25 protein-coding genes are annotated in these 26,795 nt (G+C 63.2%); 10 read left to right on the top strand and 15 right to left on the bottom strand.

Annotation, left to right across the window (positions count from 1 at the left end; all coding sequences use genetic code 11):
• Positions 1-43 precede the first annotated feature (43 nt).
• Positions 44-982, bottom strand: coding sequence for a sulfurtransferase (locus QQL76_RS01560; RefSeq protein ID WP_499206084.1), 939 nt, complete (start codon positions 980-982; stop codon positions 44-46).
• Between the two features lie 260 nt (positions 983-1,242).
• On the opposite strand from QQL76_RS01560, the gene QQL76_RS01555 reads away from it, so the two are divergent.
• Complete coding sequence (locus QQL76_RS01555; protein ID WP_499206083.1) at positions 1,243-1,974, top strand: YrbL family protein; 732 nt, start codon at positions 1,243-1,245, stop codon at positions 1,972-1,974.
• A 116-nt stretch (positions 1,975-2,090) separates the two neighbouring features.
• Here QQL76_RS01555 and QQL76_RS01550 read toward each other — a convergent pair whose 3' ends face one another.
• From QQL76_RS01550 to mscL, 3 genes are all read right to left on the bottom strand, one after another.
• Positions 2,091-2,693, bottom strand: a complete 603-nt coding sequence (locus QQL76_RS01550) for an outer membrane protein (protein WP_499206082.1) — start codon at positions 2,691-2,693, stop codon at positions 2,091-2,093.
• A gap of 166 nt (positions 2,694-2,859) precedes the next feature.
• Positions 2,860-4,026, bottom strand: a complete 1,167-nt coding sequence (locus QQL76_RS01545; RefSeq protein ID WP_499206081.1) for a pyridoxal phosphate-dependent aminotransferase — start codon at positions 4,024-4,026, stop codon at positions 2,860-2,862.
• Between the two features lie 101 nt (positions 4,027-4,127).
• Entirely contained in the window at positions 4,128-4,541 is a 414-nt protein-coding gene (gene mscL, locus QQL76_RS01540) for a large-conductance mechanosensitive channel protein MscL (protein ID WP_499206080.1), read from the bottom strand.
• 231 nt (positions 4,542-4,772) lie between these two features.
• Between mscL and QQL76_RS01535 the strand changes: the two genes are divergently transcribed.
• On the top strand, positions 4,773-8,279 hold the full coding sequence (locus QQL76_RS01535; RefSeq protein ID WP_499206079.1) for a PAS domain-containing hybrid sensor histidine kinase/response regulator: 3,507 nt from the start codon (positions 4,773-4,775) through the stop codon (positions 8,277-8,279).
• A gap of 4 nt (positions 8,280-8,283) precedes the next feature.
• Here the strand turns inward: QQL76_RS01535 and QQL76_RS01530 are convergent, their stop codons facing one another.
• Both QQL76_RS01530 and QQL76_RS01525 read right to left on the bottom strand, forming a co-directional pair.
• Positions 8,284-8,961 (bottom strand): response regulator transcription factor, encoded by a 678-nt coding sequence (locus tag QQL76_RS01530; RefSeq protein ID WP_499206078.1) that lies wholly within the window; start codon positions 8,959-8,961, stop codon positions 8,284-8,286.
• 83 nt (positions 8,962-9,044) lie between these two features.
• Positions 9,045-9,380 carry a hypothetical protein gene (locus QQL76_RS01525; protein ID WP_499206077.1) on the bottom strand — a complete coding sequence of 112 codons (336 nt, stop codon included), beginning with the start codon at positions 9,378-9,380 and terminating at the stop codon, positions 9,045-9,047.
• A gap of 99 nt (positions 9,381-9,479) precedes the next feature.
• Between QQL76_RS01525 and QQL76_RS01520 the strand changes: the two genes are divergently transcribed.
• Positions 9,480-10,466 (top strand): alpha/beta hydrolase, encoded by a 987-nt coding sequence (locus tag QQL76_RS01520; RefSeq protein ID WP_499207086.1) that lies wholly within the window; start codon positions 9,480-9,482, stop codon positions 10,464-10,466.
• 3 nt (positions 10,467-10,469) lie between these two features.
• Here QQL76_RS01520 and QQL76_RS01515 read toward each other — a convergent pair whose 3' ends face one another.
• The gene (locus QQL76_RS01515; protein ID WP_499206076.1) at positions 10,470-10,874 is read right to left on the bottom strand and encodes a hypothetical protein; all 405 of its coding nucleotides are present in this window, start codon (positions 10,872-10,874) and stop codon (positions 10,470-10,472) included.
• Positions 10,875-10,965: 91 nt separating this feature from the next.
• Between QQL76_RS01515 and QQL76_RS01510 the strand changes: the two genes are divergently transcribed.
• Together QQL76_RS01510 and QQL76_RS01505 are read left to right on the top strand one after the other, a co-directional pair.
• Complete coding sequence (locus QQL76_RS01510) at positions 10,966-11,313, top strand: DUF952 domain-containing protein (protein ID WP_499206075.1); 348 nt, start codon at positions 10,966-10,968, stop codon at positions 11,311-11,313.
• On the top strand, positions 11,313-12,407 hold the full coding sequence (locus tag QQL76_RS01505) for a dihydroorotate dehydrogenase (RefSeq protein WP_499206074.1): 1,095 nt from the start codon (positions 11,313-11,315) through the stop codon (positions 12,405-12,407). Before QQL76_RS01510 ends, QQL76_RS01505 begins: the two co-directional genes overlap by 1 nt.
• On the opposite strand, the gene QQL76_RS01500 is transcribed toward QQL76_RS01505, so the two are convergent.
• Positions 12,397-13,749, bottom strand: coding sequence for an MATE family efflux transporter (locus QQL76_RS01500; RefSeq protein ID WP_499206073.1), 1,353 nt, complete (start codon positions 13,747-13,749; stop codon positions 12,397-12,399). The two genes, QQL76_RS01505 and QQL76_RS01500, sit on opposite strands and share 11 nt — an antisense overlap.
• A 155-nt stretch (positions 13,750-13,904) precedes the next feature.
• On the opposite strand from QQL76_RS01500, the gene QQL76_RS01495 reads away from it, so the two are divergent.
• Entirely contained in the window at positions 13,905-14,804 is a 900-nt protein-coding gene (locus tag QQL76_RS01495) for a histone deacetylase family protein (RefSeq protein ID WP_499206072.1), read from the top strand.
• 24 nt (positions 14,805-14,828) lie between these two features.
• On the top strand, positions 14,829-16,103 hold the full coding sequence (locus tag QQL76_RS01490) for a hypothetical protein (protein WP_499206071.1): 1,275 nt from the start codon (positions 14,829-14,831) through the stop codon (positions 16,101-16,103).
• A gap of 13 nt (positions 16,104-16,116) precedes the next feature.
• Here the strand turns inward: QQL76_RS01490 and QQL76_RS01485 are convergent, their stop codons facing one another.
• From QQL76_RS01485 to QQL76_RS01465, 5 genes are all read right to left on the bottom strand, one after another.
• Positions 16,117-16,602 carry a CAP domain-containing protein gene (locus tag QQL76_RS01485; protein WP_499206070.1) on the bottom strand — a complete coding sequence of 162 codons (486 nt, stop codon included), beginning with the start codon at positions 16,600-16,602 and terminating at the stop codon, positions 16,117-16,119.
• 7 nt (positions 16,603-16,609) lie between these two features.
• Complete coding sequence (locus QQL76_RS01480) at positions 16,610-16,876, bottom strand: DUF6460 domain-containing protein (protein ID WP_126008428.1); 267 nt, start codon at positions 16,874-16,876, stop codon at positions 16,610-16,612.
• Between the two features lie 79 nt (positions 16,877-16,955).
• Complete coding sequence (locus QQL76_RS01475; RefSeq protein ID WP_499206069.1) at positions 16,956-18,590, bottom strand: ATP-dependent DNA ligase; 1,635 nt, start codon at positions 18,588-18,590, stop codon at positions 16,956-16,958.
• A gap of 4 nt (positions 18,591-18,594) precedes the next feature.
• Complete coding sequence (locus QQL76_RS01470) at positions 18,595-19,461, bottom strand: hypothetical protein (protein ID WP_499206068.1); 867 nt, start codon at positions 19,459-19,461, stop codon at positions 18,595-18,597.
• Positions 19,461-20,471: a ligase-associated DNA damage response exonuclease gene (locus QQL76_RS01465; protein WP_499206067.1), complete on the bottom strand. Its 1,011-nt coding sequence runs from the start codon at positions 20,469-20,471 to the stop codon at positions 19,461-19,463. Before QQL76_RS01465 ends, QQL76_RS01470 begins: the two co-directional genes overlap by 1 nt.
• A gap of 100 nt (positions 20,472-20,571) precedes the next feature.
• Here QQL76_RS01465 and QQL76_RS01460 point away from each other — a divergent pair, with 100 nt between their 5' ends.
• Genes QQL76_RS01460 through pdeM form a run of 3 tightly spaced genes read left to right on the top strand, consistent with a single transcriptional unit; the run spans position 20,572 to position 24,963 of the window.
• Positions 20,572-21,585 carry a class I SAM-dependent DNA methyltransferase gene (locus tag QQL76_RS01460; RefSeq protein WP_499206066.1) on the top strand — a complete coding sequence of 338 codons (1,014 nt, stop codon included), beginning with the start codon at positions 20,572-20,574 and terminating at the stop codon, positions 21,583-21,585.
• Positions 21,586-21,633: 48 nt separating this feature from the next.
• Entirely contained in the window at positions 21,634-24,195 is a 2,562-nt protein-coding gene (locus tag QQL76_RS01455; protein WP_499206065.1) for a ligase-associated DNA damage response DEXH box helicase, read from the top strand.
• Between the two features lie 30 nt (positions 24,196-24,225).
• Positions 24,226-24,963, top strand: coding sequence for a metallophosphoesterase (gene pdeM / locus QQL76_RS01450; RefSeq protein WP_499206064.1), 738 nt, complete (start codon positions 24,226-24,228; stop codon positions 24,961-24,963).
• Between the two features lie 63 nt (positions 24,964-25,026).
• On the opposite strand, the gene QQL76_RS01445 is transcribed toward pdeM, so the two are convergent.
• Positions 25,027-25,812: a TIGR02186 family protein gene (locus QQL76_RS01445; protein ID WP_499206063.1), complete on the bottom strand. Its 786-nt coding sequence runs from the start codon at positions 25,810-25,812 to the stop codon at positions 25,027-25,029.
• Position 25,813: 1 nt separating this feature from the next.
• Positions 25,814-26,740 carry a sulfite exporter TauE/SafE family protein gene (locus tag QQL76_RS01440; RefSeq protein WP_499206062.1) on the bottom strand — a complete coding sequence of 309 codons (927 nt, stop codon included), beginning with the start codon at positions 26,738-26,740 and terminating at the stop codon, positions 25,814-25,816.
• Positions 26,741-26,795: the final 55 nt, after the last annotated feature.

Below are 26,795 nucleotides of genomic sequence, written 5' to 3'. Positions count from 1 at the left end.
GACGTCTGGATCAATGAGGTGTACGTTAGGCCCGATCCCGAGGTCAGGAGAAGAGGCTTTCCACCCAGCGCTTCGTCGAAAGCCAGTAATAGGTGAAGGCGTTCGGCTGGTTGGCGACGGGACGGTCCGCCTGGGTCCATTCCGCCATGCTTTCGGCATAGAGGCGGGTGTTTTCAACGCCGGCCATCTCACTCAGCGCGAACCAGTTGATCGCCGCCCAATGGCCGGTGTTGCAGAAGGAGACCGTGAGCGGTGCATCGGTCTGGCCGTAATCCTCGGCAATCTGGCGGGCCGCTGCCGCATCGACCATGCGGTTGCCTTCGAACCAGCTCTCATAGGTGAGGTTGCCGGCATCCGGCAGCGTGCCTGGATCGGCAACAGTCCACATGATGCCTTCGAAGAAGCTCTGCGGGCGCGCGTCGATCAGGCGGGCATCGCCGGAAGCGACATGCTGCTCGACTTCTTCGGTGGAGACACGCCACTCATCCGACCACTGAGGCTCCCAGCTGCTCGCCGTCACGGAGCCAGCTTCGTTCGCCACATCGAGACCCGCTTCGCGCCAGGCCGTGAAGCCGCCATTCACCAGCGCGAGATCCTCGACGCCGAGCGACTTCAGCGTCCAGTAGACGCGCGCTGCGGTGCCCATGTCGGTCGTGTCGGTGCCTTCATGAACGAGCACCACCGGCGTGTCCGCCTCGATGCCGAGGCTCTGGACGAGATCCTGGTAGTACTCCACTTCGCGGAGCGCGCCAGGGTTCTCCGCGGGTCCACGCCAATCGGCATAGGGTGCGGAAACAGCGCCCGGGATAAAGCCGCTGTCACCGCTGACGCGAATGATGCGGACAGTCTCGTCCTGCGCCAGGATCGCGGACAATTCCTGCGGCTCGAGAAGCGGCTTCCAGCCATCCGGTGCGGCGAATGCCGTGCTGGCGAGAAGGGGCGAAACGAGAGCTGCGATCAGCAGGCTGCGCGCTTGGGGCATTGTGAACTCCGACAATAAGCAAGGAAAACTTGAAGGCTAAATATGAGCCCGGGCGCTTTTTGACAAACCGGGAGGACAGGGTCTCCGAGAACTTTTCCGGCTCCTGCGTCACCCCACGGAAAATTTGCCCGCCATGCGCCGGCGACACAGGATGATTCAAAGCGTAACGGACGAAGAACGATAAATTTTTCCAGCGCCCACGGGACAGATGCAGCCTCGTCGTCGACGCGATTGCCTTGACGCATGAGCTTTTTGGCTCAATGACGGGCAAATCCTCGTCCACCACCTTGTTCCCGCCGGAGAGAACCGCGATTTTGTCCAGCAGCCATCACGATGTGCTCGACCTGACCGATGTGCCTCTCATCGGCCAGGGCACGAAGCGGCGGGTGTTTCATCACCCCGGCGATCCCAGTTGCTGCATCAAGATCGTTCGCCCGGACCTGAAGAACTGGACCCGTCCCTTCCAGGGCTGGAAGCGGTATTTCTATCGCTCCGGCGCTCATTCCATGCAGATCGACGAGTTGCGCGAGCAGTTCGCTCTTTATGCACTCGGCGGCTACCCGGATTTCATGACGCCGATCCGCGGGCTTCTGGAAACCAATCTTGGGCCAGGGCTGGTCGTCGGCATCGTGCGCGATGACGATGGCACGCTTGCGCCGGATGTCCGCCAGATGATCCTGCGCAAGACGTTCAACCCCGCTGCCGAGCAGGCAGTTGAAGACTTCTTCCGCAAGGTGCTGGCGGCATCCATCGTCGTCAGTGATCTGACGCCGCAGAACATCTGCTGTGCACGGCGAGGTGATGGTTATGCGTGTTTCATGGTGGATGGCTGGGGGGATGACAGCCTGCTGAAGCTCAAATCCTTCAGCACGGGCATCAATACCCTCCTGAAGCGGTTCGCCATCGCGCAATGTCGCAGCAAGATGAGAAACTATCAGGCACTGGTGGCAAAGGGTGCGATCGACGAAAACACCGGAGCCCAGCCGGTCTGAGATCGCCATGCGAATGCAGGGCGGCAGCCGAACCGGTCAAACACTCAGTCGCCGATATGCAAAGAGGGGCGAGCCAGCGCTCGCCCCTCTTCTTGTAGCGCTGTCGCTGGAAGCAATCAGAACTTGAAGGATGCCTTGGCCTTCAGAGTGTGGACGTTGACGTCGAGACCGGTGTTATCGAAGTCCGAGAAGTCGTGGTAGAGATACTCGGCACCGACGATGATCTTGTCGGTTGCGGCGAAGTCTACGCCAGCGCCCACGAGCCAGCCGAAGTCGCTGAAATCGCCGAGGACGGTGTCTGCAGTTGCGTAAGCACCGCCGGCCGTGCCGTAGACGAGCACCTGGCCGAGATCGGCACCGGCGCGCAACTTGGCGCGGGCAACGCCGTCGATTTCACCGAGACCACCATCGATCTCGACGTTGGCGAAGTCGTAATCGAGCTCACCGCCGACGACGAAGCCGCCGAAGTCGTAATTGTAACCGGCATGGAAACCGCCGAGAACACCGTCGGCGTCAGCCGACCCAACACCTGGGATATTGTCCAGATCAGCCCAGGCATAACCAGCCTGGATACCGATATACGGACCGGTCCAGTCGAAGCCGGGGGCGATCATCGGAGCGCTTGCCGGAGCAGGCTCGTTGTAGACGATGGCGTCGGCTGCAAATGCCGATGCGGACATGACGGTGGAGGCAAGTGCGATTGCGATGATGTGCTTCATTGTCTTCTCCATAGGCGACCCGGTTGGGGGAGTGGATCGCGCGAATTCCATGGCGCCACTATCGCCGAAAATATGAACCAATCCTTTACGATCCAGTTCAACTTCTCCACGATTTCAACGCTGTGGCGAAGTTGCAACAAGCTTTGGAAGGGAGGTTTGCCAGACGTCAGCGGTCGGCGATGAACGCCTGCAACCGGTCGGCAGCCTGCGTCACATGATCAAGGCGGCGCAGGAAGCAGGCGCGGAAGAAAGGCGAGCCTCCAGCACCGAATGCCGTGCCCGGCGCAAGCCCGACTGCCGTGCTGTCGACGATGTCGAGTGCAGCCCGCCTCGGGTCGGCGATGCCGTCGATCGCGAAGAACGCGTAGAAGGCACCATCCGGCTTCACGAGGCGCACGCGGTTGGTGGCCAGCAGGGCATCGCAGAAGAGATCGCGTGCCTGCCGCGCCCGCTCGACCTGTTCGTCCACGAAACCGTCGCCGTGTTCGAGCGCTGCCGCAGCGCCCTGCTGCAGGAAATGCGGCACGCCCGACGTCGCGTACTGGATGAGGTTCTCCAGCACCTGGCCCATTTCCGGCGGCGCCGTGATCCATCCCATCCGCCAGCCGGTCATCGCCCAGTTCTTGGAAAAGGAGTTGACGAAGAGAATGCGGTCGCCCTCTTCCCGGATGTCGAAGAACGACGGTGCACGGCCACCGGCATAATAGAAGCGCGAGTAGATTTCGTCCGCCATGATCCACAGACCATGACGCCGGGCGAGATCGAGGATCTGTCTCAGGTCGTCGGCAGAAGCGGTCCAGCCGGTCGGGTTGGAGGGTGAGTTGACGAAGATCGCCTTGGTGCGCGGCGTGATGGAGGCTTCGAGCCTGCCGAGATCGAGGCTCCAGCCACGCTCGGTAAATTCAAGCAGCACCGGCACCGGTTGCGACCCGCTGATGGTGACTGCGGCGGGGAAGTTCGGCCAGGCCGGCGATAGATAGAGCACCTCGGATCCTGCCGGAACGATCGCCTCCAGGCCGATGCGGATTGCCTGCATGCCGGAAACGGTGACGTAGAACTCGTTGGCATCAAACGATGCGCCGAAATGCCTGGAATGATAGCTCGCCAATTCCTGGCGCAGATTGGGGATGCCGCGCTGCCAGGTGTAGAAGGTCTCGCCGCGCGTCAGCGAGGCCGACGCCGCGTCGGAGATGAATGCCGGGGTCGGTTGGTCGCCTTCGCCCACCCAGAGCGCAATCAGCCCTTCACGGCTGCGCCCATGATTGACGACTTCGACGATCCCGCTTTCCGGCACAGAATGCGCGATCGGGCTCAGATGGTCCATGAGGGACATGAAGGTGCTCCGCCTCTTGATCGGCACTGCCTATCGCGATTCGAGGCGGGGCACACGTCATAAGCACTGATCGACGGATCGATGCTGATGATGGACGAGACCTACTTCTTCAGGAGGTCCCGGATCTCGGTCAGAAGCAGGATGTCTGCAGGCGGCGCACTTGCGACAGCCGGGTCTTCCTGCTTGCGGCGAAGCCGGTTCACGCCCTTCACCATAAGGAAGATGATGAAGGCGAGGATTAGGAAGTTGAAGATGACGGTGACGAAATTCCCGTAGGCGAGCACCGCGCCCTGCTCGCGCGCAGCTGCAAGCGTGTTTGCGGTGACGTCCGAGGAGAGCGGCAGAAAGTAGTTCGAGAAATCGACGCCCGATCCCAGGATCGCTCCGACGATGGGCATGACGATGTCATCGACGACGGAAGAGACGATCAGACCGAAAGCGCCGCCGATGATGACACCGACCGCCAGGTCCATGACGTTTCCGCGGGCAATGAACTCCTTGAACTCGTTCAGCATATGACACCCTCCAATTGGCGGCCGGAAACCCCTCGGCCAAGCCGGCGTGCTGAAGCCGGCATCGCCCAGAATTAGCACAACTCATGGTGCACTGCGACACGATTGCACGCATGTGGCAGGCGTTGCGCACCGTCTTTCGCATGATTTGCGCAGCGTATCGATCGCGCTATGCTTTCATGTCGTCATCGACGGCCTTTCCGTTTATGACGACGAGGCGATTGGGGAGGTTGAATGGTCGCCGGCTGGGTCATTTTCTGTTCGGCGCTGTTTTACATGCTGCTGCTTTTCGCCATTGCGACCTATGGCGACAAGATCGGCATGCGCCCCAAGCGACGGCTTGCCGGCCGGCCTGTCATTTTCGCGCTGAGCCTCGCAATTTATTGCACATCCTGGACCTATTTCGGCTCCGTTGGCTTGGCGACGGAGCGCGGTCTCGAATTTCTCGGGATCTATATCGGCCCAATCCTGATGTTCACGATCGGCTTTCCGGTCATCCGCCGCATCGTGCGCCTCGCCAAAGCCGAAAAGATCACGTCAATCGCGGATTTCATCGCCGCGCGCTACGGCAAGAACCCGCTTGTGGCAGGCATCGTCGCCCTCATCGCCGTCATCAGCGCCGTTCCCTATATCGCCCTTCAGTTGAAAGCCGTCTCCAGCAGCGTGACAGCCATCGTCAATGCAAACGGCGCCGACGGCATCCGCGAGTCCTTCCTCGTCACCGAAATCTCGCTGGTCGTCGCCGGAATGCTCGCCGTCTTCGCCGTGATCTTCGGGACCCGTCACACGGACGCGACCGAGCACCAGGACGGCCTGATCCTCGCTATCGCCATGGAATCCGTCGTCAAGCTCATCGCCTTCACCATGGTGGGCCTCTTCGTCGTCTACTGGATCTTCGATTCTCCGGGGGCCCTATTCGAGGCGGCGCAGATAAACGCGCAGGCCGTGGAGGCCATGGCCTATGAAACGTCGCTCGGCCGATGGCTCCTGCTGACCGTGCTCTCGGCCTTCGCGATCATTCTCCTGCCGCGCCAGTTTCATGTGACCGTCGTGGAAAACCGTACCCACGACGAACTGAAGACGGCAGCCTTCCTCTTCCCGGCCTATCTGATCGCGATCAATCTCTTCGTACTGCCGGTAGCGCTCGCCGGCCTCATCGTCTTCGATGGCGGCGGCGACGCGGATCTTTATCTGCTTTCCCTGCCGCTTGCCTTCGACGTACCAGAGCTCACGCTCATCACCTTCATCGGCGGATTTTCCGCCGCAACCGCCATGGTCATCGTCGCCTCCGTGGCGATCTCGATCATGATCTCCAACGACATTGTAATGCCGGTGTTGTTGCGTCAAAGCTCGTTCCGCCGCTCGATCGCCGGCCGCGACGCCTCCCTGACCATCCTGCGAATCCGCCGAACCGCCATCTTCTTCACGGTCTTTCTCGGTTACTGCTATTTCCGCGCATCGGATGTCAGCGGAGGCCTGGCGTCGATCGGCCTCCTGTCGTTCGCGGCGATCGCCCAGCTCGCCCCGGCGCTGTTCGGCGGTCTCATCTGGCGCGGTGCGAATGCCCGAGGCGTCGTGGCCGGCCTCATCGGCGGCACGCTGGTCTGGTTCTATCTCCTCTTCATCCCGAGCCTTGGCGGGCCGGAGCAGACCATGCTGTCGGCCCAAATCCTGAGTTTCCTCCTTCCGGGAATGGAAGCCACGTCGCCGGCCATGGCCGATCCGCTGCTGAACGCAACGGTGCTCAGCCTCGGGCTCAACATCGTGCTTTACGTCGTGGGCTCGTTGTCGCGCGATCTCAAGCCGCTTGAACGGCTGCAGGCGAACGTCTTCATTCCGCAGCGGTCACTGGCAAACCCAGCTTCCGGCCGCTGGTCCACGAAGGTAACCGTCAAGGACCTGAAGGCAACGATCGCGCGTTATCTGGGCGAGCGGCGGACCGAACGCTCGTTCCACACCTACGAGACGACCACCGGTCGTTGGCTGGAGCCCCAATCCGCCGTCGACATGGGCCTGGTGCGTTTTGCGGAACAGCTTCTGGGCAGCGCAATCGGCTCCGCGTCCTCGCGGCTCGTGCTCTCGCTCCTGTTCCAGAAGCATGACGACACATCGGCCGCCACGGCGAGGCTTCTCGACGAGGCGTCGGAGGCCCTGCAGTACAATCGCGACCTGCTGCAGACGGCGCTCGGCCAGATGGACCAGGGCATCACGGTCTTCGATCATCTGAGCCGGCTGACCGTCTGGAACACCCGTTTTCGCGATCTGCTCGGTTTGCCCGAAGCCGTCGGGCAGGTCGGGTTTCCGCTGCGCGAGATCATCGCGATCATGAAGGAGCGCGGTGACATCGACCCGAAGCAGGCCGACAAGGTGCTTGCCGACTTCATGGTGATGGACAAGGCCTTCGCGCTCGAATTGCCGAGCCTAGGCCGGATCATCGAAATCCGATCGAACCCGATGCCCGATAAGGGCATCGTCACCACCTATGCCGACATCACCCAGCGCGTGAAGGCCGATCTTGCCCTCAAGCAGATCAACGAGACGCTGGAGCAGCGCGTTGCCGAGCGCACCTTTGAGCTGACGCAGGTGAACGAAGAACTCGCGGAAGCCCGCGCGACGGCAGAGGAAGCCAATATCGGCAAGACCCGCTTCCTCGCGGCGGCCGGCCACGACATTCTCCAGCCGCTCAACGCCGCCCGTCTCTATTCGTCGGCGCTCGTCGAACGTCTGGATGACACGGCAAACCGCGATCTCGCCACCAACATCGATTCCTCGCTCGATTCCGTGGAATCGATCCTCGGCGCGGTGCTGGACATTTCCCGCCTCGACACCGGGGCGATGAAGCCGCGTTTCTCCGTCGTGGCGCTCGACGAGCTCTTCCGCCGGATCGAGACGGACTTCGCGCCGGTCGCTGCGGCCGGCAATCTGCGGTTCAAGGTCATGAAGACATCGCTCGTCGTGCGCACCGACCCAAACCTTCTGCGCCGCCTGATCCAGAATCTCGTTTCGAACGCACTCAAATACACAAAGAGCGGCGGCGTCGTCGTCGGCGCCCGCCGGCGGGGCAAGGATGTCGAAATCCAGGTGATCGATACGGGCATCGGCATACCGTCCTCCAAATTCCGCACCGTCTTCAAGGAATTTGCGCGGCTTGAGGAAGGTATCCGGACAGCCAGTGGCCTCGGGCTCGGTCTCTCCATCGTCGATCGAATGGCGCGGGTGCTCAATCACCGTGTCAGCCTGAGTTCCGTGTCCGGACGCGGCACCGATTTCCGCGTCACCGTTCCGATGGAAAAGGCAAGCCGTGCGACATCGGCAGAAAAGAGCAGCGTTCACGATATACGACCCGTGACAAGCCTCGGCGGTCTCCGTGTCCTTGTGCTCGACAACGAAAAGCGCATTACCGAAGGCATGATCACCCTGCTCACGGGCTGGGGCTGCTCGGTCACCGGCCTGCATTCGATCGCCGAGATCGACGCGCTTTCGCCCAACCATCCGGTGCCCGAAGCGCTCATCGTCGACTATCATCTCGATGATGGCGACGGGATCGGCGCAGTCATCCGGTTGCGCAAGCGCTTTGCGGCCGATCTTCCCGCGCTCATGGTCACGGCGGATCGGACGGTCGAGGTGCGCACCATGGCGGACGCCGAAGGCATCGCCATCCAGAACAAGCCGGTTCGGCCTGCAGCGCTGCGCGCGTTTTTGACCAGGATTGCCGCTGCGCGTCGTCAGGCGGCTGAATGACGCATCAGTGCGTCGAGGCGCTTTCGGGCAGGGCGTTCAACCCGCCCATGCCGATGCGCGACAGCTGGATGACCGCCTGTGTTCGGCTGTCGACACCGAGCTTCTGCAGCACCGCGGACACATGGGCCTTGATGGTGGCTTCCGACACACTGAGCTCGTAGGCAATCTGCTTGTTCAGCAAGCCTTCGGCCAGCATACCGAGCACTCGGCTCTGCTGGGGCGTGAGCGTCTGCAGGCGGCGAATGAGATCCTGCACTTCGGTGTCGGCTTCTTCCGCCACGTCGATCGAGGCGGGAACCCAAACTTCGCCATCCAGCACGGCCCGCACGGCGGCCCGGATATCGTCGATGCTCGCGGATTTCGGGATGAAGCCCGAGGCGCCGAGATCAAGCACCCGGCGGATCGTTGCCCCATCGTCCGAAGCCGACACGATGACCACCGGCAGGCTGACGAATTCCGCGCGCAGGGAAATCAGGCCCGACAGGCCGCTCACGCCGGGCATGGCGAGATCGAGCAGCATGATGTCGGCATCGGGATGGTCGATGACCGCTTGCCGCGTTGCATCGAAATCACCGGATTCGACGATCTCGACCGCCTCGCCCAATCCGTTGAGCGCCTGCCGCAACGCACCGCGAAACAGCGGATGGTCATCGGCGATGATGATTGTGGTGTTCGATGTCAAATGCCCCTCCCGACGGCGCTTCGGTTAGACCTCCGCCCGGGCGCCGACATTGGACGCTCATGCTAGACGCGAACGTCCTGCGCTCAAAGCGCTTTCTGCCCTTGTCCACGAACGGACGCAACCGCATGGCCGGCCCACTCTTTTATTTTACGCCAACGGACAACGAACCAGAGCACGGTCCAGAGATTGCCGAGAAAAGGCAGCGGCAGGCACCACAACAGGATGGCGAGAGGCCTTCGCTCGACGAGCGCGATGATCACGCCGAACAGGATAAGGCCGAGATAGAGATCCACCAGAGACACGATCCCCCAGGGGTCAGACGTCAGGAAGCTGCCGGTTGCCCAGAAATCGCCCGTCAGGCTCGCCCAAACGATCAGCAACCCGAAGGCGAGTCCGAAAAGTCCAATGATGATCCTCAACTGCATATCTCCTCGTCGACGCGCCCATTGCCATCCTGGACCGCACCCATATGGTGCAGGACGGGCAAAACGACAGTCTTGAGAAGAGGTTCGTGCGTGATGATTTCAGTCGACTGGCCAGGTCCCGACATTTTCGCGCCCGAAAATATCGACGGGGAAACCCGGGATCTCAACGCAAGCATCCTGTCCCGGCTGGCTGCGGCACCCGACATCTGGTCGTTCAGCCTGCCGGAGATCAGGAAGGCGCGCGCTGCCGGTCGCGGGTCGTTTCCACTTCCGCCACCCGACCGCCATGCCATCGAGCAGACCATTGAGGGCGATGACGGACATCCGATCGGCCTGCGCATCCTGCATCCGCTGACACGCGCTCCGCGTGGCACCTATCTGCATTTTCACGGCGGTGGATGGGTGATGGGAACGGCGCGCGAGAACGACCTGCGTTTGCGGCGCCTGGTCGAAGTAACCGGTCTTTCTGCTGTGTCGGTCGACTACCGTCTTGCGCCCGAACACCCCTTCCCTGCCGCCATCGACGATTGCCTGACCGCGGCCTTGTGGCTCGTCGGTGAAGGCGGCTCGGAGTTTGACCGCTCCGTTCTGGCCATCGGGGGCGAATCCGCCGGCGCACACCTTACCGTCGCCACGCTCGTGGCCTTGCGCGATCGGTACCAGCTGACGCCATTCGCAGCCGCCAATCTCATGGCGGGCTGCTTTGATCTGTCGCTTACTCCGAGCGTTAGGAACTGGGGCAGCGACAAGCTGATCCTCAACACCCGGGACGTGGAAAAATTCGTCGAGAATTTCGTGCCGGCAACGATCGACCGGCGCGATCCCGCCGTTTCACCGCTCTTTGCCGACCTGGTCGACATGCCGCCGGCTTTGTTTTCCTGCGGAACCGCCGACCTCTTGATCGACGATACGCTTTTCATGGCGGCCCGCTGGCTGGCTGCCGGCAACACGGCCGAGATCGCCATTGCGCCGGGCGGCTGTCACGTCTTCCAGAGCTTCGAAACGAAGTTGGCCGAAGCGAGCCAGGAGCGGATAGAAACCTTCCTCAACAGCCGGATCGATGCGGCGCTCGCCACATAGCGATCAGGTGCGGGTGCCATCCTCGGGCGCACCCAGCTCCTGCTGGAATTCCTGGATCATGCCGAAGAAGCGGCGCATGAAGCTTTCCATGATGCCCATCGCACGGTCGATCTCTTCCTCGGGCGGCAGATCGGCCGAGGACAACTCTGCAAGCCGCTCCTCGAGCGCCGTGACACGGTCCGACAGCGCGTCGAGATCCGTCTCGAAGGCCTGCCGGTCATCGGCCGCCAGCCGGCACACGAGATCCTCGCCCTGCTCCCGGCAGACCGAGACCTCCCCGGTCTGTCGATCCATGCGCACGAAGCCGTCTTCGGTACGCTCCATAGAGTAGCGCCCATCGTCTTGCGCGACCGCGGGGCCGGCCAAAAGGCCAAGGATCAGCGCGGCGGCGGGAAATTTGTGCAACATCGTCGCCTCCAATTGCTTAATCACAGTCACTATGCCCATTGAAACGCGTCCGAAATAGGATATCCGGATCGTTACACGCGAAGGGACTCGCATGACAGCACCGATCTACAAGATCGCGCCGCGCCCGCTCTGGGAAGCAGCAGAAGCAGCAGGCCAGTTCGTCGGTGCGCCGATCGATCTCATCGACGGCTACATCCATTTCTCCACAGCCGATCAGGTCCGCGAGACGGCAGCCAAGCATTTCCAGGGCCAGGACGATCTGGTGCTCGTTGCGATCGACCCGGCGCAGTTCGGCGATCATCTGGTCTACGAACCGTCCCGCGGCGGACAGCTCTTTCCGCATCTCTATACGCCGCTGGAATTGTCGGCCGTGCTCTGGGTGAAGCCTTTGCCGCTGAACGCCGACGGCTCCCACAATTTTCCGGCATTGGACGCCTGATGTCTTTCACCGCCGATATCGGCCGCCAGCTTCTGTTTCTGTTGCAGCCTGAAACGGCGCATGGACTGGCCATTCGAGCGCTGTCGGCAGGCCTGGTGCCTGCCCCGCCCCCGGTGCGCGACAAGCGTCTGGAAACACGCGTCGCCAATCTGATCCTGCCGAACCCGATCGGCATGGCCGCCGGTTTCGACAAGGACGCGGAAGTGCCGAATGCGCTTCTGCAGCTCGGCTTCGGCTTCGTCGAAATCGGCACGGTGACCCCGAAGCCGCAGGCGGGAAATCCGCAGCCCCGCATCTTCCGGCTGCCGGAGGACGAAGCCGTCATCAACCGGCTCGGCTTCAACAATCGCGGACATGAGGCGGCGTTAGCCAGGCTCAAGAAGCGCTCGCGCCGGGCAGGCATCGTCGGCGTGAATATCGGCGCCAACAAGGATAGCGACGACCGCGTTGCCGATTACGCGGCCGGCATCAAGACCTTCGCGACGGTCGCCGACTATTTCACGATCAATGTGTCCTCGCCGAACACGCCCGGCCTTCGCGATCTGCAGGCGCGCGAAAGCCTGGCCGAACTGCTGAAAGCAGTGACCGCTGCGCGCGAAGCTGCCGCCAGCATCACGGGCAAGCGCCTGTCGGTGTTCCTCAAGATCGCGCCGGATCTGGATGAAGCCGCGCTCGACGACGTCGCCGAAATGGCGCTGGCCCATGCCATCGAAGGTGTGATCGTTTCCAACACCACCCTGTCGCGCGCCGGCCTGACCAACAGCGACAAGGCACGCGAGACGGGTGGCCTTTCCGGACGCCCGCTGTTTGAACGCTCCAACATCATGCTGGCGCGCCTGCGTCGACGTGTGGGGACAAGTCTGGTGCTGATCGGTGTCGGCGGCGTCGATTCCGCAGAAGCGGCGCTGACGAAGATCAAGGCGGGCGCCGACCTCGTGCAGCTTTATACAGGCCTCATCTATCGCGGCCCTGCCATCGCGCACGACATCACCAAGGGTCTTGCCGAACGCCTCGATGCCGACGGCGTCGCCGTCATTGCCGATTACCGTGATACCGAAGTCGATGCCTGGGCGGATCTCGCGCTCACTGCCTGAAGGTCGCCTGTGCGCGGCGCGGTACGAGCAGAAAAAGCGAGATGCCGCGCAAGCCGAGAAACAGGTTGAACGCAGCCCAAAGCCCGTGATTGCCGGCCATGGGCACGACGAACCACACCATGGCGACGAAAGCGATCAGCGACAGGATCATCATGTTGCGCATGTCGCGCGACCAGGTTGCGCCGATGAAGACGCCGTCCATCTGAAATGCCAGCACGCCGGAAAGTCCTGTCAGTGCCGCCCATGGAAGATAGATCCGGGCCGCCTCGCGCACTTCCGGCGCGGTGGTGACGATGTCGATCAGCGCCGGACCGGCCAGCAGGAAGAACGCGGCTGCGATGCCCGACAAGGCAAAGCCCCACAACACCGTCAGCCGAATTGCCTTGTCGAAAGCCGGCCGATGCATCGCGCCGATCGAGCGACCGACGATCTGCTCCGACGCCGTCGCCAAGCCGTCGAGATAGAAGCCGGCGATCATGAAGAAGTTGAGCAGCACTGCATTGGCCGCAAGCATGACCGGACCAAATTGCGCCCCGGTACGCGTGAAGAGCGCGAAAGCGGTGAGAAGCGACAGCGATCGGATCATGATGTCGCGATTGAGCGCCATCAGCGCAACGAGCGCCTTCCGGTCGAAGAGCGACAAGCAGCCCGGCCGTGGCTGGCGTGAAAAGCGCCCGACGATGACCGCGAAGCCGCAGACGGCGCCGATGCACTCGGCTGCAACCGTCCCCCAGGCGACCCCTTCGATGCCCCATCCCAGCACCACGCCGAGATAGAGCGAGAGGGCGATGTTGGCGCCGTTGATCAACACCTGCAGACCGAGACCGAGCCTGGCTTCTCCGCGACCGAGGACGAAACCCAGGATCGCGTAGTTCGCAAGCGCGGCCGGGGCCGAGAGAAAGCGGATCGCCATATAGGTTTCGGCGGCAGCGCGCACGTCCGCACCGGGCTCCATGAAGGCCAGCCCCGCACCGGTGATCCACGGTGCAAGCACCACAAAGGCGATGCCGATTCCGAGCGCAAGGATCAGCGCGCGCCAGAAGATCGTCTGTTGCTCGCCGACATCGCCGCGCCCTGCCGACTGTGCGACGAGGCCGGTCGTTGCCGCCCGCAGGAAATTGCAGCTGACGAACACGAAATCGAAGATGATCGCTCCGATCGCAAGGCCGCCTAGCGGTGCGGCCTCGCCCGACTGGCCCACGATCGCCGTGTCGGTCAACCCAATCAGCGGCGTCGTCATGAAGGCAAGCGTCATCGGCAGCGCGATCGCGATCACCGATCGGCTGGTCACGTCGAACGGCCGGGCTTCGGACGCGTTGGAATTCGTTGGGCTGGACGACAAGAAAGCGACCTTGAAGAAAGCGGAGCGGATGCCGCACTTCCCCTAGATCGTTTCTGGAAAGGAGAGAAGCGTGGGTGGGCCGCAAGCCCTTCGATGGGCACCGATGAGCCGGCAGCACTTCATTTGCCGGCGGCTTCCGCTATATCGAGTCTGAGATGGTGCTCCCGATCGTCCACACCCCCGACTACGATGCGCAGTTTTCTGCTGACCATCGCTTTCCCATGGGCAAATACACCCGGCTGATCGAGATTTTGAGACGCGATGGCCTCCTCGAACAAGGCCATGAGGTGCCCGGGATCGAACCGCAGGAGGTCTTTGCACTCGCCCATGACCCGACCTATGTGGCGCAGGTTTTCGCAATCGCCGTCCCCGAGCGGATCGAGAAGGCCATCGGCTTTCCGGTCAATGAGCGCGTATCGCGCCGCGCGCGCGCTGCAACTTCCGGCACCCTTCTGGCGGCACGCATCGCGCTGGAAACCGGCCTTGCCTGCAACACCGCCGGCGGCAGCCACCACGCGCGGCGCGCCCATGGTGCGGGCTTCTGCACCTTCAACGATGTCGGCGTCGCGGCGTCCAAGCTTCTCGATGAGGCGACGATCCGTCGGGCCATGGTAATCGATCTCGACGTGCACCAGGGCGATGGAACTGCCGACATCTTTCGAGACGAGCCCCGCGTCTTCACGGTGTCGGTTCATGCCGAACGCAACTATCCGAACGACAAGGTGCCATCGGACATGGATGTCGCGCTGCCCGACAAGGTCCGCGATGATGCCTATCTGGAAATCCTCGAGGATACGCTCGCGCGCGCATGTCTTGGACCGAGGCCCGATATCGTGTTCTACAACGCCGGCGTCGATCCACACTCCGATGATCGGCTCGGCAGGCTCTCCCTGACCGACGAGGGCCTGAAGCGGCGCGACCGCGCGGTCATCGGCTTCTTCCGGGAACGCGGCATTCCGCTCTGCGGGGTCATCGGCGGCGGCTACGGCAAGGATGTCGATGCGGTCGCCGAGCGCCACGCGACACTCTTTCGCGTCGCCCGCGAATTCGTCTGAGACTGGTAGGAGCGACAAGACCAAATGATCCGAGTAGCTCATTTCACGCGCCGCTCGCTCCTCGGGTCAGGCGCAGGCGCGGTGACAGCCCTGCTGCTCGGCATGCCGCAGGCCTGGGCGCAGCGGGCGAGCGAATTTCAGGCCGCCATCGTGCCTGGCTGGACGGCGCCCGAAAACTTCGGCGCGGTTGGCGACGGCATGGCTGACGATACGGATGCCGTTCGCCGCGCGCTGCATTCTGGCCTTGGCGTGGCACTGGTCGGCACCTATCGGCTGACGGAGCCCATCACCTTCGGCAACGGCTTCACCGACCAGCCGAGCATGCTGCAGGGCCTTGGCCGCAACCATTTCATCGTCGATCACGCCGAAGGCGACGCGCTGCATTTCGACTGCGGCGAGATTGGCATTGCGACAGGCAACGCCCTGACCGCGCGCGATTTCGGCCTGCTGTCGGCGGTCACCGGATCGCCGCATGGGGCGCTGACCCTCACGGCCAGCGGCGGTACGGGCTCCGTCTACCGCACCTTCGACATCACCAATGTGCATACGAGCGCGACCGATCATGATCGCGGCTTTCGCACCGGCATTCGCCTCGTCAACCAGCGGCACGGTGTCGTGCGCGGCTGCATTCACAACGGCGTCCGCCACGTGGTGCCGGGCGAGCGCCAGGGAAGCGCGATCGTTGCCCAGGGCGACGGCGAGAGCCACCCGGTCGACTTTACCATCGAAAATTGCCAGGCCTATTTCGCCGGCTGCGGCGTGCATCTCATCGGCACCCACGAAGGCATCACGATCGACAAGCACTCTGCCGTTGCCTGCGACGAGGGCGTGCTCGTGGAGGCGGACGAACACCCGCTGGACGGGGGCAATGCCGGGAAGCCGCTTTTCTGGATCACCAACTGCCACTTCCAGACCTTCAGAACGGGCATGCGTCTGATGCGCGCCCGCGACTTCATCGTGACCGGCAACGACCTGCTCGTAGAGCAGCCGGACACCACCTGGACCGGGCTCGTCGCAGAAGTGGGCGACGCCGCCTCTCAATATGGCTGGATCGATGGCAACAAGTTCCAGGATGCGACCCGGGTTGGCCGGTCGGCAGGCCGAACGACAGGCATCGCGCTGAATGGAGCCCCTGACGGCGTTCTGGACACACGGATCGGCGTCAACCGCTACGTCAACTTGGTCGTCGGCCTCCACCTTGGCGCAGATGCGCGCAGGGTCGTCTATTCCGATGCCAGTCTCTATGCCGCGGTCGACACGCCCATCATCGATGAAGGCTCCGGCAACAGCCGCTACTGATTGGGCGACGGCTTCAGCCGCCCGAAAGGATCATCGCCCAATAGGGCGCACCGCCATTGTCGGTGTCCTGTGCCATGGCGACGCCGAGCCCGGTGAACCGGGGATCGAGCGTATTGGCACGGTGGCTTGCCGAGACTTCCCAGGCGAGCAACGCGCGATCGACAGTCGCCTGCCCTGTCGCGATGTTCTCGGCGGCCGGCAAGGTCACGTTCTGTCCCTTCATGCGCTGCGCGAAATCGGCGCCGACGCCGATATTGTGCGCCATGCGGCGATTTTCGGCCATCGTGCGTGCATGGGAAAGCGCTGCTTCCGAGGCACGCGCATCATGGCGCAGCGGCGTCCGCCCATTGGCGACGCGAAAGGCGTTCACCCGCTCGATCGCGTCCATGGTGACGACCTGGCCCGGGATCGAACTGCGGGTGCCGAGCGTCGAGCACCCTGCAATCAGCGCAAGCCCGGCCGCGCCGCTTCCGAGAAGGACGAAACGTCTGGTCTGCATGAAAGGATCAGTTCCGATAGCTGACAATGCGCAGGATAAGGAAGACGGGAATAACCACCATCGCACCGAGGATCAGGTAATTGCCGACGCTGCCGAAGGCATCGAAGCCCAAATCCCAGAGATAGAGCGCGAAGTCGCGGACGAAGTAGTAGATATCCAGCGGATACCACCCCATCACGTTCATCACGACGCCGACGATGAAGGAGACGACGAGAAGCTTGACCAGCGTCCGTCCCGGCGTATCGCCCAAAAACCGTGTCACCCTGCCCGACATTGGTGCCTTTCCGAAGCTGTCAGCGCGTCTTAGAGTTGGCGAGGTAGGAAGCCTTTGCGGCTTTGGCAAGGCGCCCCCGTCAGTCCAGCATCCGTTCCAGCGTTTCCAAGCGGTCGGCCTCGCGCGCCGGCTTGTCCCAGCGCAGCCGTGATATGCGCGGAAAGCGCATCGCGACGCCCGATTTGTGCCGGGCGGAGCGGTTCAACCCCTCGAACGCGATTTCCAGCACCAGCCCCACCTCAGGCGTCGCTTTGACCGACCGAACCGGCCCATAGCGGTCGATCGTGTTGTCGCGAACGAATTTGTCGATCAGCTTCAATTCGTCGTCCGTAAAGCCGAAATAGGCCTTGCCGACGGGCACCAGCTCACCAGTTTCCGGCGTATCGCCCTTCCAGACTCCGAATGTGTAATCGGAGTAGAAGCTCGACCGTTTGCCATGGCCGCGCTGGGCATACATCAGCACCGCATCGATGGTGAACGGCTCACGCTTCCATTTGAACCACGGGCCGCGCGGCCGGCCGGGCACGTAAGGGCTGTCCCACCGCTTCAGCATCAGCCCTTCGATGATCGGATGCGGTGGCTCGGTGCGGAAGTCGACGATCTGCTGCCAATCGGTGAATTCAACGAGCGGGGAGATGTCGAACCGCGTTGGATCGAGCCCGAGCACGAAGGCTTCCAGGCGCGCCCGTCGCTCGCGAAAAGGCGCCGCTCGGAGGTCTTCGCTGCCGTCCTGCATGAGATCGTAGGCGCGGATGAAGGCCGGATAGGCCTCCATCGTCTTTGCGGTCACCGCCTTGCGGTTCAATCGCTGCTGCAGATCGCCAAAGGTGCCGATCTCGACCGGACCCTGCTTGCCCGCCGTCAGGTCAGGGCTATGGCCAACGAGCAGTTCGCCGTCCATCGCGCCTTCGAAGTTAAGCGCCTCCAAGATATCGGGAAACGTGCCGGAGATATCGTCACCAGTGCGCGTATAAAGCCGGCGAACCCCCCGCTCCGATGTCGCCTGTACCCTAATGCCGTCCCATTTCCATTCGGCGGCGTAATCGGCAGGGTCAAGCTTGTCGAGATCGCCATCCTCGATGGCGGTGGCCAGCATTACCGGCCGAAACGGCGCCGCCGCCAGGCTCTCAGGCTTCGGCGCATGGCCTTCCAGCCATGCAAAAAGCTCCAGATAGGGCAGCTTCAGCCCGTGCCAGAGCTCCTCGATCTCGACCACGTCGACCTTGCCGAAATCCGCGAGCGCCTGCTTGGCGAGCCGCGACGACACGCCGATCCGCAAGCCCCCGGTCGCGAGCTTGATCAGCGCATAGCGCCCTGATGCATCGAGGCGGTCGAGCCAGTCCGCCATGACCGCCGGTGCCTTCGCCCGGCTCGTCGCATCCAGCGTCTGCACCACTTCCGAAAGCGTCGGCACGTCGTTTCGCCGGTCGAGCGCGCTCGCCTCGGTCGGCCAAATCAGTGCGATCGTCTCGGCCAGATCGCCGACATAATCATAGGAATATCCGAACAGGATCGGATCGATCCGCTCCTCCACCAGCGCCCGCAGCATGGCCGGCTTTACCGAGGCGATCGACAGGTCGCGCGTGATCGCTGCAAGCGCCAGGCCCCGCTCAGGGTCCGGCACTGTCGTGAAGTGATCCACGAGCAGTGTAAGCTTGCCGTTGCGCGACGGGGTCAGGAGCAGGCGGTCGAGCAGTTCGGCGAAGCGTTTCATCGGATCACGGCGCGGGCGTCAGGGCGATGATTTCAAAGAACGTCTCGTCCTTCGGCTGCATGCCGCGTGCCTGCGTCGAAATCAGATAGACGCTGTCTCCGAGTTGCGCCGCCAGGCCCACCTTGTTGCCGAAATTCGAATTGCCCGCATTGGCGGGATTGGCCGCATCATAGGCATTCTCGCTCTGACCTTCGAGGAAGGTGCGTCCGACATAGACCGTCCGGTCCTCATCCACGATGAGATTGGCGGCAAGGCGCTCGCCTGAAATCTTCTCGATGATGGTGCCGGTCTCGGCCTCCGAGACGCGACAGCGATGGTCGCCGACCCGGCGTGCGCCCTGGTCCAGAAAGCCGTACCAGTAGACCGTGCAGGCATAGGCGCCCGGCGCCAACGTGATCGCCGAGAAGGTGTCGTTCAGCCCGGTCGATGCGTTGTCGGCAGCGTCCATGGCGCCGGCATCGAGCGGCTCGCCGCTCGACTCGATCTCGGCCAGTGTCCGCTCCGCAGCTGCCCGCATCGTATCGAGGTCGGCTCGATCCTCGCTCACCAGAAACCCGAGAGCATCGCCGGTTGCCGCCGCCATCGGCAATTCACCGCCAAGTTCGGCCTCCTCGCTCTGCTTGTCCATCACGCAGATGCGCTCGACCGCCGCCTCGCCAACCCGGCCGGAAACGATCGCAAGCCCGTACGTTTCGCTGCCGAACGGGTCGACTCGAACCGCCTCGATCTCCATCTCGCCTTTCGCCAGCGCCCGGCACTTCTCGTCCACGGTCTTGGCGAATTCGGCCCAGGCATCCGGCGACGCTGCCGAGACCGGTTGCAGACAGGCCGCGAGCAGAACTGCGGTCGATCCCAAAAGCTTAGCAATCATCACTCGGCCTCGTCCTCGTATCCGACCAGATGTAACGGGCGAGCGCGGATACCGTTCAACTCGCACCAGCGAACCAACGCCTCTTCGCGCCCATGCGTCACCCAGACTTCCGAAGGCGAGATGGCGGTGATCGTGTCGATCAACTCGTCCCAGTCGGCATGGTCGGAAAGAATGATCGGCAGTTCCACGCCGCGTTGCTTGGCGCGCTGGCGCACACGCATCCAGCCCGAGGCGAAACAGGACACTGGATCGGGAAAGCGCCGCGCCCAGCGATCGGCAAAGGCCGACGGCGGTCCAACGACGATCGCGCCCGCGAAATCGCCCTTCTTGCCGTTGTCGATGGTGGCCGGCGCCAGCGGACCGAGCGCAACGCCTTGCGATTCGTAATAGTCGCAGAGCGTCTTCAGCGCGCCGTGGATGTAGATGGTCTCGTCATAGCCCGCATCACGGATCAGCCGGATCACCCGCTGCGCCTTGCCGAGCGCATAGGCGCCGACCAGGTGCGAGCGCTCGGGAAACTGCCGCACGGACTTCAGGAGCCTGCCGATCTCTTCACGGTCGTCGGGGTGGCGAAACACCGGCAGCGCGAAGGTCGCCTCGGTGATGAAGACATCGCAGGGCACCGGCTCGAACGCTGCACAGGTCGGGTCCGGCCGCGGCTTGTAATCGCCGGACGCAACGATCCGAAGCCCATCCTTCTCGACGCAGATCTGCGCCGATCCCAGCACATGGCCCGCGGGATGAAACGACACGGTGACGCCGTTGATCGTCAGCCTCTCGCCGATTGCCGCTTCCTGCCGGCTGGCGGCGAAGTTCTCGCCATAACGGATCGCCATGATGTCCAGCGTCTGCCGGGTGGCCAGCACGTTCTGGTTGCCGGGTCGGGCGTGATCGGCATGGCCATGCGTGACCAGCGCGCGCTCCACGGGGCGCACCGGATCGATGTAAAAATCACCTGGGGGACAATAGAGCCCCTCAGGGCGCGGCTTGAGCAGATCATCGGGGCGCATCGTCTCTAGATAAGGCGCCTGTGGTGTGGCGAAAAGGCGCTTGCCAAATCATCGCCATGCGCGCATAGCCCGCGCCGTCCTCCTTTGGCGCTTGATCATCATGACACAACTGTCGTTTTCCTCCGGCGATCTGGTAGCCGATCGGCGCGCCGATTATGCGCGCATGCTCGCCGATGGCGGCGAATTCGCGGCCGCTGCCGATCTCATGCGACAGGCGCTCGAACTCGTGCCCACCTGGCCGGCAGGCTATTTCACGCTCGGCGTGCTTGAGGAAAAGTCCGGCCGTCTCGAAGCGGCGAGCGAGGCCTTTCGCGAGGTTCTGCGTCTCGCACCGGCGGATATTTATGGCGCTGGGCTGAAGCTCGCGGCCCTCGGCCAGGCACAGGCGCCGAGCCAGCCCCCGGCCGCCTATGTCGCGCGGCTCTTCGACGACTACGCCGAACGCTTCGATTTGGCGCTCGTCGAGGGCCTGTCCTATGCGATTCCCGAGAAACTCACCGCGCTGATCGTCGCCAGCGCGCCCGACCCTTTCAAGACCGCAATCGATCTCGGCTGCGGAACCGGGCTTTTGGGCGAACGGCTGCGCAACCGCGTCTCGTTCCTCAAGGGCTACGACATCTCCAAGGGCATGTTGGCGAAGGCTGCGGAAAAGGCGGTTTATGACCAGCTCGCACCGGCGGACCTCGCAAGTGGCCCCGCCAACGGTGGCGTGCCACTGCCGGAAAACGAAGCGCTGAAGGCCGATCTCGTCACCGCCGCCGATGTCCTCATGTATTTCGGCGATCTGGAGCCGGTCTTCGCGACGGCGGCCGCGATCATTGCGACGAACGGCTATTTCGCCTTCTCGGTCGAAGACGGCGCAGCCGATGTCGACTGGCAACTGCAGCCATCGCTGCGCTACAGGCACGGCGAACGTTATCTGCGCGCCCTTCTGGATCGGCATGGCTTCGACATCGTCGCGACCGAGCGCGGGCCGATCCGCAAGGATGGAGCTGAGACGATCATCGGCCTTCTGGTCGTTGCGCGCAGGCGCTCGGCCGCGGGCGTCACCCTCGCCGATCTGCCGGTGATCGACGCTTCATCCGATATCGCGTCGACGGAAGTGCTGCACTGAACGTCCGCGCCTTGGCGATTGCCGATGCCGAGCCTACCTTAACGGGTCATGGAGCATAACCCGCGACTGGCAGCACAACTCGAGGTGGATGGCGACGGGCCTGGGTTTGCCCTGCCTGCGCAATTCATCGACTGGTTCGCCTCGCGCGGTTGGCAGCCCCGTGCCCATCAGTTGGAATTGCTGGCAAAGGTCCGGTCGGGCAAGTCGGTTCTGCTGATCGCGCCAACGGGCGCCGGCAAGACGCTTGCCGGCTTTCTCCCGAGCCTCACTGATCTGGCCGAGCGCGGGCCTGCAAAACCAGGCGCTGCCAGAAACGGCATCCACACGCTCTACATCTCGCCCCTCAAGGCCCTCGCCGTCGATATCGAGCGAAACCTGTCGCGCCCCGTCGACGAAATGAAGCTGCCGATCCGCACCGAGACGCGAACCGGCGACACCTCCCAAACCAAGCGCACACGGCAAAAGACCAATCCGCCCGACATTCTTCTGACGACGCCGGAGCAGCTGGCGCTTCTCCTTGCCTCCCCGGATGCGGATCGGTTCTTTTCCAACCTGAAGACTGTCATCTTCGACGAGCTGCATTCGCTGGTGACTTCGAAGCGCGGCCATCTCCTGGCGCTCGGGCTTGCGCGGCTCCGGCGTCTGCGCCCGGACCTTGTGACCATCGGGCTCTCGGCCACCGTGACGGAGCCGGAAGAGCTGCAGGGCTGGCTGGTGGCTCAGGATGGCGGTGAGCGCCGGCTGGCCGAACGCATCGTCGTCAGCGGCGGCGCCAAGCCCTTGATCAGCATCCTGCAATCGGATGAGCGCGTGCCCTGGGCCGGTCATTCGGCCCGCTACGCGATCCCGGACGTCTACAAGGCCATCAAGGACCATCAGACGACCCTGCTCTTCGTCAACACGCGCAGCCAGGCGGAAATGCTGTTCCGCGAACTCTGGCACGTGAACGAGGACAATCTCCCGATCGCGCTGCACCACGGCTCGCTCGATGTCAGCCAGCGAAGGCGCGTGGAAGCGGCGATGGCCGACAATGCGCTGCGCGCCGTGGTCGCGACCTCCACGCTCGATCTCGGGATCGACTGGGGCGATGTGGATCTCGTCATCCATGTGGGCGCGCCGAAGGGTGCAAGCCGGCTCGCCCAGCGCATCGGTCGAGCCAATCACCGCATGGACGAACCGAGCCGCGCGATCCTCGTTCCGGCCAACCGCTTCGAGGTCATGGAATGTCAGGCGGCGCTCGACGCCAACTATCTCGGCGCCCAGGACACGCCGCCGATCGGCGCTGGTGCGCTCGACGTTCTGGCCCAGCACATTCTAGGCATGGCCTGCTCGTCGCCCTTCGATGCGGATGAGCTCTTCGCAGAAATCACCTCGGCCTTGCCCTATCGCGAGGTCGAGCGCGACACATTCGACCGGGTTCTGGAGTTCGTGGCGACAGGCGGCTATGCGCTGAAGACGTATGACCGCTACGCCAAGATCCGGTTGACCGAAGACGGCCTCTGGCGCGTTTCCCATCCGCGGATCGCCCAGCAATATCGGCTTAATGTCGGAACGATCGTGGAAGCCCCCGCGCTGAACGTCCGGCTCGTCAAGCGCGGCAAGGCGGGCGTGACGGCAGCGCGTGGCGGGCCAACGCTCGGCAAGATCGAGGAATACTTTCTCGAGACGATGGTTGCCGGCGACACGTTCCTCTTCTCCGGCCGAGTGCTGCGTTTCGAGGGCATTCGCGAGAACGAATGCATCGTTTCGCTGTCGCCGAGCAACGACGCGAAGATCCCGACCTACGCCGGCGGCAAGTTTCCGCTCTCGACCTATCTGGCAGACCAGGTGCGCGCGATGCTTGCCGACCCCACCCAATGGGGCGCGCTGCCCGACCAGGTCGGCGACTGGCTGCGCATCCAGAAGGAGAAATCGATCCTGCCATCGCGCGACGAGCTCTTGATCGAGACCTTTCCCAGGGGCCGGCGGCACTACATGGTGGCCTATTCCTTCGAAGGCCGTCTCGCCCACCAGACGCTTGGGATGCTCCTGACGCGTCGCCTGGAGCGGGCACGCGCAAAGCCGCTCGGTTTCGTGGCGACCGACTATGCCCTGGCGATCTGGGCACTGTCCGACATGGGCGAACTCTTCGACAGGCGCCGGCCTGCTCTCTCAGATTTGTTCGACGAAGACATGCTGGGCGACGACCTCGAAGCATGGCTGGCGGAATCCTGGCTGCTCAAGCGCACCTTCCGGCAGTGCGCCGTGATCTCGGGACTGATCGAGCGCCGCCATCCCGGCCAGGAAAAGACCGGACGCCAGGTCACGGTCTCCTCCGACCTCATCTACGACGTCCTGCGCAGTCATGAGCCCGATCACATCCTGCTGCAGGCGACCCATGCGGATGCCGCGGCGGGACTTCTCGACATCCGGCGTCTCTCCGATATGCTCGCGCGCATCAAGGGGCACATCGTCTTGAAGCGGCTGTCGCATATTTCACCGCTCGCCGTGCCGATCATGCTCGAAGTCGGCAAGGAATCGGTGGCCGGCGAGGCCAATGACGCCATTCTGGAAGAAGCGTCGGAAGATTTGATTGCAGAAGCCATGGGCGAATCGGGTATCGGTCTGTGACGAACAAGCCAAGAACGATTAGACCCCGCCATGAACCACCATGCCGCCCTGCGGCTTTCCTCCGCCGAAACTGACATGCCCGGCCGCACGATCGCCATCGAGATCGCAGGCGTCGAAGTCGTGTGCGACGCGCTGGGCGTGGCCTATCTGGAACGAAGCGGCACGCTGATCGTCAGCGATCTGCATCTGGAAAAAGGCGCCGCTTTTGCCCGGCGCGGCATGATGCTGCCGCCCTACGATACGGCCGCGACCCTCGATCTCCTGGAAGCGGCGATCCGGCGCTACGAGCCGAAAGCCGTGATCAGCCTCGGCGACAGTTTCCACGACCGGATCGGAGCGGCCCATATGCCGGCGATCTATGAGGAGCGGCTGCGCCACGCCATGGCGGGGCGGCAGTGGTTCTGGATTTCCGGCAACCACGATCCGGAGCGGCCGGCGAACCTGCCGGGCGAAGCGACCGACGCGCTTTATGTCGATGGCTTGTGCTTTCGCCACGAACCGACCGCACGGCGCGCCGACTGCCGGGGCGAAATCGCCGGCCATCTGCATCCATCCGCCCGCGTCGTGCGCCGCGGTCGTGCGGTGCGCCGCCCGTGTTTTGCCTCCGACGGCACCCGCCTCGTCATGCCGGCCTTCGGCGTGACCACCGGCGGGCTGGATTTACGCCATCGCGCCATGCAGGGCCTCTTCGACCGCGCAACGCTGTCAGCGCATCTGCTCGGTCGTGAGCGGCTCTATTCGGTGCGCTTCGCCAATCTGATCGGATAGGGCATGAGCGTTTCCAGGTGAAGTGGATACCGGTTCACCGTTCGGAAACCCGACAAATCAGACTCAGTTCTTGCGGAAGATCACACTGCCGACCCAGCCGGTCAGCATGGCGAGCACGACACAGACGATGCCGTAAAGCAGCGAATCCTCGTAGGCCGCGGAATAGATGAACTGCTCCAGGCCGGTCTTCACCACCCGCAGCGGCAGATCGCGCTCCATTACGAAATTGCCGCTCTTGAACAGATAGGCGCGGATCGTGTGCTCGCCGAGCGGCACGTTGGCCGGCAGGCGGATCGAGGCCCGAAACAGGCTGGAACTGACAAAATCGACGCCGTGCGGCGCGGCTTCATAAAGCCCGCTCGTCTGCTTCAGACGCCGGAGCGCATCGCGAAACACCGCGATATTGCTGCCGTCGCCAATGGCGCCGGTCGGCACGAGCCGGATGTTGTTGGACCCGATCTCGTAGCGATCGAGCACGATCGACCCTGTGATCCGCTCCACCGGCCGCGTGCTTGACAGCGAATAGGAAGCCGCGACGGGCTCGAATTCCATCGATCGACGGTTGACCCAGATGCCGAGCACCCTTTCCTTGCGCCATACGGTCGTCTGGCGCTGCGGGCCGACCAGCGCCACGACGATGTCGTACTCGCCGAGTTCCAGGAGAAACGGATCGGCACTGTCGAGCGCCCCGAACACCGTGATGTCGGCCCCGGTGAAATCCGATGTGATCGCGATTTCGTTCGTCGAAACGCCGATATCGAGGCGCTCGGTAGGCTCACGTTGCTGGGCGAGCGCTGACCCTGCCAGCAGGCAGACGAGGATGCCGAAGAGTGCTGCGAACGGCCTCATGTCAGAACGCCGCTCCTTCGATGATCACCGAATAGACTTCATCCGGCGGCAGCAGGAGATCGAGCCCGAGGCGCATGCCAACGGCGAGCACGAGAAGCGCAAGCAGCGCACGCAACTGTTCGCCGCGCAGTTTCTGCCCGACCCGCACGCCATATTGCGCGCCGACGACGCCGGCGACCATGAGCAGGAAAGCAAGAACGATATCGACCGAGTAGTTCGTCGTCGCCTGCATGATTGTGGTGAAGGCCGTGACGAAGATGATCTGGAAGAGCGATGTCCCGATGACGACGTTTGTCGGGATGCGCAGGAGGTAGATCATCGCCGGAACCATGATGAACCCGCCACCCACGCCCATCACCGAGGTGAGAACGCCGATGGCAAATCCAAGCGCGATGACCGGGATGACGCTGAGATAGAGCTTCGATTTCTTGAAGCGCATCTTCATCGGCAGCCGGTGCACCCAGATGTGCTGGCCGGGCTTGCGCAGAGCAACCGTCTCCTTGCGCGCGGCGCGGCGCATCGAATTGATGCTTTCCCACAGCATCAGTCCGCCGACGATGGAGAGAAACAGCACGTACATCAGCGAAACGATCAGATCGAGCTGACCGAGCCGCCGCAAAAGCGTGAAGATCCAGATGCCGAGGGCCGCCCCCGCGATGCCGCCGATGAGCAGCACCACCCCAAGCTTGATATCGAGAGAGCCGCGCTTGAAATGCCAGAGCGAGCCGGAGAAGGACGAGGCCACGACCTGATTTGCGCCGGTGGCGACGGCGACTGCAGGCGGGATGTTGTAGAAGATGAGAAGCGGCGTGATGAGAAAACCGCCGCCGATGCCGAACATGCCCGACAGGAATCCGACCGCCGCACCCATGCCGAGAATGACGAAGATGTTGACCGATAATTCTGCGATCGGCAGGTAGATGGTCACGTCTTGCCCCTGAGCGCTCCGCACGGTTCTCGGGCGTTTCCAGGTGAAATGCTAA

The organism is Rhizobium albus (assembly GCA_030160035.1).
Classification (GTDB): domain Bacteria; phylum Pseudomonadota; class Alphaproteobacteria; order Rhizobiales; family Rhizobiaceae; genus Georhizobium; species Georhizobium albus.
Note: the sequence above shows the minus strand (reverse complement) of the source record. Positions and strands in the feature narration are given on the sequence as shown.

Coding starts and splice junctions, on each gene's coding strand:
- mscL (WP_499206080.1), bottom strand. CDS start 4,541: ATGCTGAACGAGTTCAAGGAGTTCATTGCCCGCGGAAACGTCATGGAC.
- QQL76_RS01445 (WP_499206063.1), bottom strand. CDS start 25,812: ATGAGGCCGTTCGCAGCACTCTTCGGCATCCTCGTCTGCCTGCTGGCA.
- QQL76_RS01485 (WP_499206070.1), bottom strand. CDS start 16,602: ATGCAGACCAGACGTTTCGTCCTTCTCGGAAGCGGCGCGGCCGGGCTT.
- QQL76_RS01515 (WP_499206076.1), bottom strand. CDS start 10,874: ATGTTGCACAAATTTCCCGCCGCCGCGCTGATCCTTGGCCTTTTGGCC.
- QQL76_RS01490 (WP_499206071.1), top strand. CDS start 14,829: ATGATCCGAGTAGCTCATTTCACGCGCCGCTCGCTCCTCGGGTCAGGC.
- QQL76_RS01535 (WP_499206079.1), top strand. CDS start 4,773: ATGGTCGCCGGCTGGGTCATTTTCTGTTCGGCGCTGTTTTACATGCTG.
- QQL76_RS01555 (WP_499206083.1), top strand. CDS start 1,243: ATGACGGGCAAATCCTCGTCCACCACCTTGTTCCCGCCGGAGAGAACC.
- QQL76_RS01495 (WP_499206072.1), top strand. CDS start 13,905: ATGGTGCTCCCGATCGTCCACACCCCCGACTACGATGCGCAGTTTTCT.
- QQL76_RS01465 (WP_499206067.1), bottom strand. CDS start 20,471: ATGCGCCCCGATGATCTGCTCAAGCCGCGCCCTGAGGGGCTCTATTGT.
- QQL76_RS01545 (WP_499206081.1), bottom strand. CDS start 4,026: ATGTCCCTCATGGACCATCTGAGCCCGATCGCGCATTCTGTGCCGGAA.
- pdeM (WP_499206064.1), top strand. CDS start 24,226: ATGAACCACCATGCCGCCCTGCGGCTTTCCTCCGCCGAAACTGACATG.
- QQL76_RS01550 (WP_499206082.1), bottom strand. CDS start 2,693: ATGAAGCACATCATCGCAATCGCACTTGCCTCCACCGTCATGTCCGCA.
- QQL76_RS01520 (WP_499207086.1), top strand. CDS start 9,480: ATGATTTCAGTCGACTGGCCAGGTCCCGACATTTTCGCGCCCGAAAAT.
- QQL76_RS01460 (WP_499206066.1), top strand. CDS start 20,572: ATGACACAACTGTCGTTTTCCTCCGGCGATCTGGTAGCCGATCGGCGC.
- QQL76_RS01455 (WP_499206065.1), top strand. CDS start 21,634: ATGGAGCATAACCCGCGACTGGCAGCACAACTCGAGGTGGATGGCGAC.
- QQL76_RS01505 (WP_499206074.1), top strand. CDS start 11,313: ATGTCTTTCACCGCCGATATCGGCCGCCAGCTTCTGTTTCTGTTGCAG.
- QQL76_RS01480 (WP_126008428.1), bottom strand. CDS start 16,876: ATGTCGGGCAGGGTGACACGGTTTTTGGGCGATACGCCGGGACGGACG.
- QQL76_RS01475 (WP_499206069.1), bottom strand. CDS start 18,590: ATGAAACGCTTCGCCGAACTGCTCGACCGCCTGCTCCTGACCCCGTCG.
- QQL76_RS01510 (WP_499206075.1), top strand. CDS start 10,966: ATGACAGCACCGATCTACAAGATCGCGCCGCGCCCGCTCTGGGAAGCA.
- QQL76_RS01470 (WP_499206068.1), bottom strand. CDS start 19,461: ATGATTGCTAAGCTTTTGGGATCGACCGCAGTTCTGCTCGCGGCCTGT.
- QQL76_RS01560 (WP_499206084.1), bottom strand. CDS start 982: ATGCCCCAAGCGCGCAGCCTGCTGATCGCAGCTCTCGTTTCGCCCCTT.